Annotated in this window: 8 protein-coding genes, 1 tRNA gene and 2 pseudogenes; 3 read left to right on the top strand and 8 right to left on the bottom strand. The window is 46.1% G+C overall.

Features of this window, described 5'->3' with window-relative positions:
* A partial coding sequence (locus H6F50_RS12985) for a FeoC-like transcriptional regulator (RefSeq protein WP_242029009.1) occupies positions 1–177 on the bottom strand: 177 nt, incomplete at its 3' end.
* A gap of 244 nt (positions 178–421) precedes the next feature.
* On the opposite strand from H6F50_RS12985, the gene H6F50_RS12980 reads away from it, so the two are divergent.
* A complete protein-coding gene (locus H6F50_RS12980; protein WP_190429017.1) occupies positions 422–1,126 on the top strand; it encodes a PD-(D/E)XK nuclease family protein in 705 nt (234 codons plus the stop codon).
* Between the two features lie 117 nt (positions 1,127–1,243).
* Positions 1,244–1,731 (top strand): annotated as a pseudogene (locus H6F50_RS12975) (ADP-ribosylglycohydrolase family protein).
* Here the strand turns inward: H6F50_RS12975 and cutA are convergent.
* From cutA to H6F50_RS12945, 6 genes and pseudogenes are all read right to left on the bottom strand, one after another.
* On the bottom strand, positions 1,722–2,063 hold the full coding sequence (cutA, locus tag H6F50_RS12970) for a divalent-cation tolerance protein CutA (RefSeq protein WP_190429018.1): 342 nt from the start codon (positions 2,061–2,063) through the stop codon (positions 1,722–1,724). The pseudogene H6F50_RS12975 and the gene cutA sit on opposite strands and share 10 nt — an antisense overlap.
* 64 nt (positions 2,064–2,127) lie before the next feature.
* Complete coding sequence (locus H6F50_RS12965; protein ID WP_190411915.1) at positions 2,128–3,033, bottom strand: pentapeptide repeat-containing protein; 906 nt, start codon at positions 3,031–3,033, stop codon at positions 2,128–2,130.
* 534 nt (positions 3,034–3,567) lie between these two features.
* Positions 3,568–4,446 (bottom strand): annotated as a pseudogene (locus tag H6F50_RS27075) (molybdopterin-dependent oxidoreductase).
* A 186-nt stretch (positions 4,447–4,632) separates the two neighbouring features.
* Positions 4,633–5,646 (bottom strand): hypothetical protein, encoded by a 1,014-nt coding sequence (locus tag H6F50_RS12955; protein ID WP_190429016.1) that lies wholly within the window; start codon positions 5,644–5,646, stop codon positions 4,633–4,635.
* A gap of 8 nt (positions 5,647–5,654) precedes the next feature.
* A complete protein-coding gene (locus tag H6F50_RS12950; RefSeq protein WP_190411918.1) occupies positions 5,655–6,719 on the bottom strand; it encodes a hypothetical protein in 1,065 nt (354 codons plus the stop codon).
* Positions 6,720–6,858: 139 nt separating this feature from the next.
* Entirely contained in the window at positions 6,859–7,518 is a 660-nt protein-coding gene (locus H6F50_RS12945; RefSeq protein ID WP_190411919.1) for an Npun_F0813 family protein, read from the bottom strand.
* Positions 7,519–7,851: 333 nt separating this feature from the next.
* Between H6F50_RS12945 and H6F50_RS12940 the strand changes: the two genes are divergently transcribed.
* A tRNA-Arg gene (locus H6F50_RS12940) sits at positions 7,852–7,925 on the top strand.
* A gap of 583 nt (positions 7,926–8,508) precedes the next feature.
* Here the strand turns inward: H6F50_RS12940 and H6F50_RS26745 are convergent.
* Positions 8,509–8,707 (bottom strand): hypothetical protein (locus H6F50_RS26745; RefSeq protein ID WP_206754832.1); only part of this gene is annotated, 199 nt, incomplete at its 5' end.

The raw sequence follows: 8,707 nt of genomic DNA, 5'->3' as shown, positions 1-8,707 counted from the left end.
CAGGCTTCCACCCTGCTTTTCTGGTTTTACGTGACCTTTCATTTTCTTTTGTTTGAGCAGTCTCTGTACAAAGGCTTTGCTCACATCAAATCTGGTTGCTAATTTCCTAATCGATGTGTTTTCTTGTTCGTATGCTTTGACTACTTTTTCTCGAAAGTCGATGGAGTAAGGTTTCATTCTACCTGTTCATGCACTGACCTCAATGTACTCTATATACCTGCAATCTGCTGTAATAACAGCAACAACAGGCAAGGACTTGTACAGGTCGCCCCACCATGCGAATGGATTTGCATTTGGTTGCAAGAGAGCAGGAACGGAATCAGCCTGAGCAAGGTGTCTAAAGAGGACGTCTCAGCCCCTTATTGAACGTTCCATATCGGCAGCTATCATCCTAACTGGTTGATTTAATAACTAGACAATAATGACGTTAAATCTCAATCTGCTGCCTCATCACCGTGCTAAAACGCTGCGGGAATCTGGGAAACAATATTATGTGGATGCTAAGGGCGATCGCTTTCCTAGCGTCTCCACTATCCTCAACGCCACCAAACCGCAAGAAGATCGAGAAGCACTCTTCAACTGGCGCAACCGAGTTGGAGTAGAGAAAGCCAACCGAATTTCTAGTGCTGCTAGCCGTCGCGGTACGTCCACGCACAAGCACATTCAGCGCTATCTACTGGGGGAAAATATTGCCTGTCCAGACGCGGCTAAACCTTACTGGGATAGCATAGAGCCAGTGCTGCAAGATATTCATGAGGTAAGGCTGGTGGAAGGTTCTGTCTTCCACTACGATTTGAATTATGCGGGTCGAGTGGATTGCGTTGCGAGTTATAAGGGCATTCCCTGCGTCTGTGACTGGAAAACTGCTGATAAGCCGAAAGGGTCAGTTGAACGCCTCCGTGATAGCCCGCTTCAGTTAGCGGCTTATATGGGCGCGGTTAATAAATTTTACCAAGAGTATGGTATCCATCTGCGTCATGCCTTGCTGGTTGTAGCGGTTCCGGAAATGCCTGCTGAGGTGTTCTGGTTTGAACCAGATAATATGATGATTTACTGGCAGCAGTGGGAGCGCAGAGTTGGGGAATTTTGGCAGCGTAGAGGAACAATGACGCCTTCAAGCATCTAATTCTCCTTAAGATAATGCCATCCCTGCTAGCTCTTAAATCACTACGGACTGAATGCACGCACAGTCGCGATCGCCAACTACCCTGGAATCATCAGCAGTCCGGATAAAACACTTGAAATGAAAAGAAGCTCTAAAGTTTTAGCAGGGCTGATCGGTGCCTATGCCGGTGATGCGTTGGGTTTTCCAGTCAAATTTATTACCAAATCAATCGGTGAAGTCACCTGTAACAGAGATGATAGGTTCTGGAACTTATAATCAACCTGCTGGCACTTGGTCAGATGATAGCTGCCTTATCTTCTGCTTCGCAAAATCATGATGGATTTTCTCCGAATGTAACAGCTAACTATTTCTATCGTTGGTTAAACTGAGATTTCTGGACTCCCCACAGCGAAGTTTTTGACATTGGCAGCTCTTCTCATACCGAAGCGGTACTAAAAGCGGTGAATTTAAGTGACGATACGGATACCACTGCTGCCGTTACTGGTGGCTTAGCGGGAATTTATTACAGTATTGAAAATATTCTAGAAGAATGGATCGAGCAAATTGCCAGGATTGAAGACATCCTTGACTTAGCAACACGTCTGGAAGCAGCTATCTACAGGTAATTTCTCACATTATCTGAAATCCACTGAAGGTAGGGTGGAGAGCCAGCTAAGATTGGCAAAGCAATAATTTCTGGTACTGCATAAGAGTGCAACTCTCGAATCTTGGCTTCGAGGGCGGGGAAGTGCGCTAAATCTGTTTTAATGATTAGCTGCCATTCCTCTTCTGAGTTAACCTTACCTTGCCAAGTATAGACAGAATGCACTGGCATGAAGTTAACGCAAGCCGCTAGCTGGGATGCAACTAAATTTTGCGCGATCGCTTCTGCCTCTTGTCGCGAAGACGCCGTTACCAACACTACAGCGTAACGAGTTGTACCAGAATCTCGACCCATAACCTGTAACCAGTCCACAAAAAATCCCAAATCTATCAGCAATTATCAGTTAGCGTTCTCTCAACTACCCAACCATTGCTCTAACTGGTTGTTCAAAAGGTGTCACACTACCACTAACAGTTGCTTCTGAGTATGAGTTTTGGTGTTCTGATGGCAGCACAGCGCCATTCATTTGAGCATCTTCCAAGTTAGTTCCTACCAGTTTTGCCTCACTCAAATCTGCTTCACTCAAGTTTGCTCTACTCAGAATCGTCCAGCTTAAGTCTGCCCCTTCCAAAGACGCCTTTGCCAGGTTTGCTCCCCGCAGATCTGCTCCTTTCAGATTGGCCCTACGCAGTGTCGCTTGGCTGAGATCTACTGCGCTCAGGTTAGCGCCTTCCAGGTTAGCGCCACTCAATCTGGCATCATTAAGGTTGGCTCCCTCTAAATCGACTCCGCCCAGGTCTAATCCTTTTAAAAAAGCTCTTCTGAAGTTAACACCATTTAAGGAAGCGCCATACAATTTCGCGCCTGTGAGTCTCGCTTCGCACAAATTAGCCCAACTAAGGTTAACGCCACTGAGATTTGCTTCCCGCAGATTAATCCTTTGCATATTTGCTCCACAGAGATTAGCACCCCAAAGGTTAGCTACTCGAAGATTAGCACTGCTGAGATTTGCACCGCTCAGTTTGGCTCCAGGCAATTTTGACTTCACTAGAAACGCTCCACTGAGGTTCGCTTTCGTCAAGTCTGCTTCTACCAGTTTGCCTTCACTCAGTTTGATAAAACTTAGATCGGCCCAGTTTAGGCAAGCACCCGTTAAGTCTGACTTTGTTAGGAAAGCTCGACTCAGATTAGCTCCTCTCAGGTTAGCGCCCGTGAGATTGACCCCAATGAGCGTCACTCCCCTCAAGTCACTTCCGTTGAGATCGATCCCGGCAAAGTCTCTTTGTCCGTCTTCATAAAGCTTAAGTAAATGGCTTACTTCCATAGCGCGATCGCTCCCTAGTTTATATAAACTGTTGAAGAGACTTGAAACGAATCTTACCAGGCTAAATAGCCACATTTTCTGCGGTTGTTTTTATAACAGAATCTTTCTTTATTCCAGTTTTATCTGTTATTTGCCGACGCCTTAATCAATATTTTACTTCTCTAGATTACCCTCCTTATAAGGTTTAAATAGATGATGTAACAAATATTTTTTTATATTTTCTTAAAACTCAATAATTAAGTAATTTTTCTAATAACAATCCTCTACAAAACCCATTTTCCGTAAAAATACGGTGGTCAGTTTATCTATAAATTCCTCTAATTTTTATAGACAGGTGAAGTGTCATTCAACAATCAACATAGTTTTCTAGCGAAGATTCATCCATGACAGAGATTACTCTGCTTGGGTGTATGGGAAGACTGCCATACATCCTACACAAGCATCCGTTTCTCAAAACCTATTTTAAACAAAGACACAAGACTTCGCGTTTGTTACTGATTTCTCAATTGTCTTAAATCGCTGAAGGGCTAGCGTTTAGGCTTGCAAATTTACTTGAATTCGCAGAACGCCACTACTACCATCCATCCGATTATCATCTTTCAGTTGCTGCTGTTGGCGTAAAGACGTTGCGCGAACAAGTAAAGTATAATTTCCCGGCTGTTGGGGCATCCACAAATAACGCCAGAGCGTCCACTCATGGGGAGATGGCGGTTGATTCTGCTCGGCATTCTGCCAAGTCTTACCATCGTTGGTACTTACCTCAATGGCTGTAATCGGACTAGATTTGTCCAAGGCAACACCAGCCATCAAAATGCCGCTTTCCCAACCTGTTTCACCCATGCGCCCTAAATGCACCCGATGCTGCCTGTTCCAAACGCGAGTGTTTTGTACTTGGCGCATCAGCGCATGAGTAGGAATTTCTGCGGTATTAGACCAGCCCTGACGTTCCCAAAAACCTCGCTTCTGGCTGCTGACAGCTTCAATCTCGACTAGCCATTTGGGTTGCTTCTGACCAAAGTGACCGGGAATAATGATGCGTAAAGGATAGCCATGCGACTGATTGAGAGCTTCGCCATTCATCTAGTGAACCAGTCGCACTTCTTGTCTCATGACTTCTGCAACTGGCAATGTTGTTTCGTAGGAATCAGCTCCGTGCAGCCTAAATTCTATCGCCTCTGATTTAACACCAGCTTGCTCTAGAAAAGGTAGCAAAGGGGTACCCGTCCACTGAGCGTTTCCAATCAGGTTGCCGCCAGTGGCATTGCCGATGCATTCCATTGTCAAATAGAAATTTTCCTGCGGCGCTGCCATGATGTCTTGAAAAGTCAGCGTCAGCGGCTGGGCAACAGCACCCGTCACCTTTAACCGCCAGTTGTCCAGGTTAATCCTAGGCGGCAAGGCGTAAGATTGCACATAAAATTCGCTCAATGGCGTGAGCAGGTGTTTTGGCAGTTTTGAGTCTGGCTTGAGCAGGTCAAGCAAAAACAGCGGCTCTACGGACCCTGTTAACTGGCAGCCTGGGAGCAAGCTAGCCGCAATCAGCCCGCCGGATGTTTGTAGCAGCTGTTTGAGAACTTGACGGCGTTTCACCACTGCCTCTTATAACGAATAAACTTGACCATCAATCAGCAAGCGAGTAATTCCCTTAGCTTGCAGTTGCGAACAAGTTTTCTGAAGCATCCTGCCATCTGGAACTTTAATCACTCGTTGGGTGCGGTTCGAGAACCTACGAGCTACCCGATGGTTATCGAAAACTGGCAGTGTTCTCTGTTGAACTTCTTGGGCAGGAATTTGTCCGAGATCGCTGAACTCTCGCAGGGGTCTAGCGATTAATTCTGCTGCTCGGTCTACAACTAAGTAGCAGGTTTTAGGAAGCACCGCGTTAGACAGCGGTAAAACTTGAACGCTAGCACGGTTTTGTCGCTTAAAGGTTCCTGCTGGAATCGGACTTTCTAGAGTTGGCGTATCATCCCAGTCGTCTTCGTCTTGGAGGTCTTCTAAATCGTCGTCGTCATCCTCGTCGTCCTCGTCCTCGTCGTCTTCTAAATCCGTCAGGTCTTCCCCCAGCATCTCTTCTATGACACTGGCTTCTGCACTGTAATTGTTATCAAGTAGATCGGGGTTGTTACTTGGTGCGGCATCCACAGCCAGCTGAAAAAGTGGCAGAGAAGAATCGATCCCAGGGAAAATTTCGGAAGGAATGTTTTCTTGCTCTTGTGCCCTCTCTTCCTCTGTAGAGACTGAGGAGCGCCTGCGACGCCTCCGTGGGGCGGTAGGGCTTGCCTCTACTGATTCCTCACTATCACTATCTGCAAAAGATTCTTGAGTGTGGGGAAAGGATTCTTCGCTCTTTACCGATGCGGTCAGCGATGTTTCTACTGGCTCGTCGTCAGCTTCAGTGGCAGGTGCGGAAATTGAATGGGAGCGATTGGTTCGCTTTTGCTGGATTAGGGCTTCATATTCTGGCTCTGATAGACGACTTTTTAAAAGACGGCTAATCGTTGAATTACTGACATCATAACGACTAGCCAGGGTTGAGGTTGTCTCTCCTGGCTGTCGATACAGGTTGAGGATGTCGCGCTTATCTAATTCGGAGAGTTTTCTCACACTCATGCTACTTCCTAAGCACGTTTGCGTCCGCTACGACGGGAACGACTGGATGTATCAAATTCCAGGACAGCGCCAATGGCAAACAGGACGCCGCTGAAGACCCAAAATACTTCCAATAGTCCTCCGCTTTGATAATCATCACCAATGAACTTATCGGCGTATTTCAGCCACATATCAGCAACGTAGTATGAAAAAGCTGCCCCAGCAATCATCCGCCAAGACTGAGAAAAACGACCCCCCCAAAAGGCTAGCAATACGGTCGAGGCAACGATCAACAGAAAGATATCGCTAACAACGTAAAAAATGTTCAAAAAGGTCCCTAATGGCTCTAGAAATTTTTCTACTGATAGAACCCAGGCTGGAGCCTGATTTTCTCCAGTAGGAGCAGAGGGTTTTGCTTGTGCTGTTTTCACCACAGTAGCGGTTTTATTGACGGCTGGTGCTTTGGTGGCAGCGATCGCTTTCTTGGGTGAAGTCGCCTTCGCTATCTGTGTTGTTCCCTGTGTTGTTCCTACGGGTAAAGGTGGGGTTGCAGCGGATGCATTATTCGGGGAGGCAACCTGTAACCAGACTGCTAAGGCAATTCCGGCAACTGCGATCGCTGCAACGGTTGCCCACTGCCAAACTTCTAGATTCAGTCGCCGTGAGATGACAGCTAAAATCATTCCCCAGGCAAGAAATAAATAGGCAGGGACAAAAAACAAATCCCCAGGTGACACAATGGGTTCTTGGTGTAAAACCAGTTCCCAGTAGCAAAACAACAGGTTCCCGAGAAAATAGCACAACATCCCCAGTCCAAATCCCAGCCAGACGTTACGTCCGCTAACAATCTGGGGACTGCGCCAGTTTCTAAAACACAGCACTGCTGCGCCTAGGTAAGCTACCTCTTCAAAAATGTAAGTTCCAATCGAGTACCAAAGCGGACGCTCCTCTCCGGGCGCAGAAATGCTAAACAGCAGAAAATACAGTAGCGCTAGCACACCCCAGATTATTCCCGCAACGATTACTGTCTGTACGCTCAGAAGGGATTGTAAACCGGATACTTTTTCCGATGACTTTTCTAAAGAACTGCTCATAGTTTTTCAAAACAAGGATGCACGCAAGGTTTAATCGCAAATGCAATTCAATTAATAATCTGCTAACAAATCTCCTTTAAGAAGCGCAAGTGTCTCATCTTAATGCAAGCTTTGGCATATTTCCCAAACATTTTTTAGATTAGCGCCACAGCTTACCTAGGGGAGATTGATTTAGCCACTCCAGGAACTGAGACCGCTCTCCTGGTTGCATATCTTGTAATGTATCCTTTACTCCTTGGGCAAAGTGGGTATTGCCGAAATATTCCTTACCCAAGCGATGCAGTTCTTGTAACAAGGTGATCAGATGATGTTCCTCCCAAGGGGGAATTTGGAGGCTACTCAAAGGGTCCATTGTTAGCAAGTTTTTCACAGCTTCCGGCCCATCCGCACTGGGAAAGTGCCACTGACGGAAGACATCGCTAAGGTCTTTTTGAAATAATCCGGCTTGTCTGTTTCCTAATAGGTCTTCAACGTCTATGTAAACCGCCTGGAGCAACAAAAGGCAAGCTTGGGCGAGAGGGACAATTTTGACGTCACTACTAGCCTCCGCAGCCAGCTGATCTAGACGAATTTTGCCCCAGACGCTATACCGATCTGGCTCTTCCAGCAAAACGCAGGCTTTGCCACGGTTATCGGTAAGGTCTCGCCAAAAGGCTCTGGCTTCTTCTGCTTGATTAGCTGCAAATACACTGATCAAGCGAAAGGTTTGCCCCTGATAAGTGAGAATCGGGATCTGTTGCTCCCGCTTGGGGTGCTGAATGCTAGAAATTTCAACATCCTGCCGTTTCAGAATAAACATGACACTGGCAAATGACTCCTGACTTGGCCGGGGGCGTGGTGCGGCTAAAAAGCGATCGCCACGAAACTATATAAGGGCGCGAATAAGGGCGCGATCCAGCCCTGGTGCTGGGATAAAATCGGACAACGCCGCGAGTGCGTCCGCGTAGCGCCTATCGCCTTGACTAATACACTATCGTATCCAAACGTCTGGGTATGTTGGTTTCTAGTTTACATTGAGCTTAAAGCTGCTTGAGCGATATATTTGGAAAGCTTTGGCTTTCTGGGTTGCTTTGCAGCACTCGGCACAGATACAATCTACGACAGAGCCAAGTTTGGCGATCCATTTTCATGTGGGTGCGTAACTCAGGTGGATAGAGTAGCTGCCTTCTAAGCAGTTTGTCGGGGGTTCGAGTCCCTCCGCACCCGTTTTAACTCAATAAAAATCCTTATTTTCAAAAATTGGGTAATAAAGGTGCATAAGGCAGGGAAAACGCATCTAAAATGCTGGATGTCTCTCCCCGTAGGAATTTTATCAGTTGCTCAGCCTTAAGCCTAAATGCTTGAACCCCTTGTCGAGTAGGTATTTCACAGATAAGATGCGTTTGTCTTGGGGCGCAAGGCAACAACACCAGCGTAGTTATCATCATAAGGTTTATAGCTCGTGACCTGTTCTTAATACCGCCACAACCAAGTTAATTTTTGGCTATAAAGCACGATCGATTAGAATCAGCCAGCTCTTTTAGGGTTAGCGACACTCTACACGAGTTTTTTTAGTATTTTTGTCAAAGCTCGATTAGAGAAATTGCGATTCATCTATTGCTTTAGGAGCCCCTTATATTTTTGGAACCTAAGAATTATGTAAATAGGTGATGAATTGTCATTCTTGCTTGTAGGAATCTGAATTCATCAATACTGCCACAGGATTCTGCAATGTATGACGTGTATTTAGCTAGTGACAAATCAAGCTGTTCATTGCTTATAGGCGATTTAATCATCCTATCTTTAGCTGCTAAAGTATTTCATCTATAGCACCTCTAGACTCTTTAAAAGCGGTCAGTAAATAAGTTATCAGTTGGATCTCTCTAGTTAACGCTTTTCTGTCACTTTGGAGGGAGGATAATGAGCTAAAACCGCTCAAAGCCAGAAGTAGCATATGACAGAGCCACGTCAAGCCAAGCCGACCGTGAAATTCGTAGATGATTACTGCC

The organism is Coleofasciculus sp. FACHB-712 (assembly GCF_014695635.1).
Lineage (GTDB): Bacteria > Cyanobacteriota > Cyanobacteriia > Cyanobacteriales > FACHB-T130 > FACHB-T130.
This window is presented reverse-complemented; position numbering and strand designations above follow the sequence as displayed.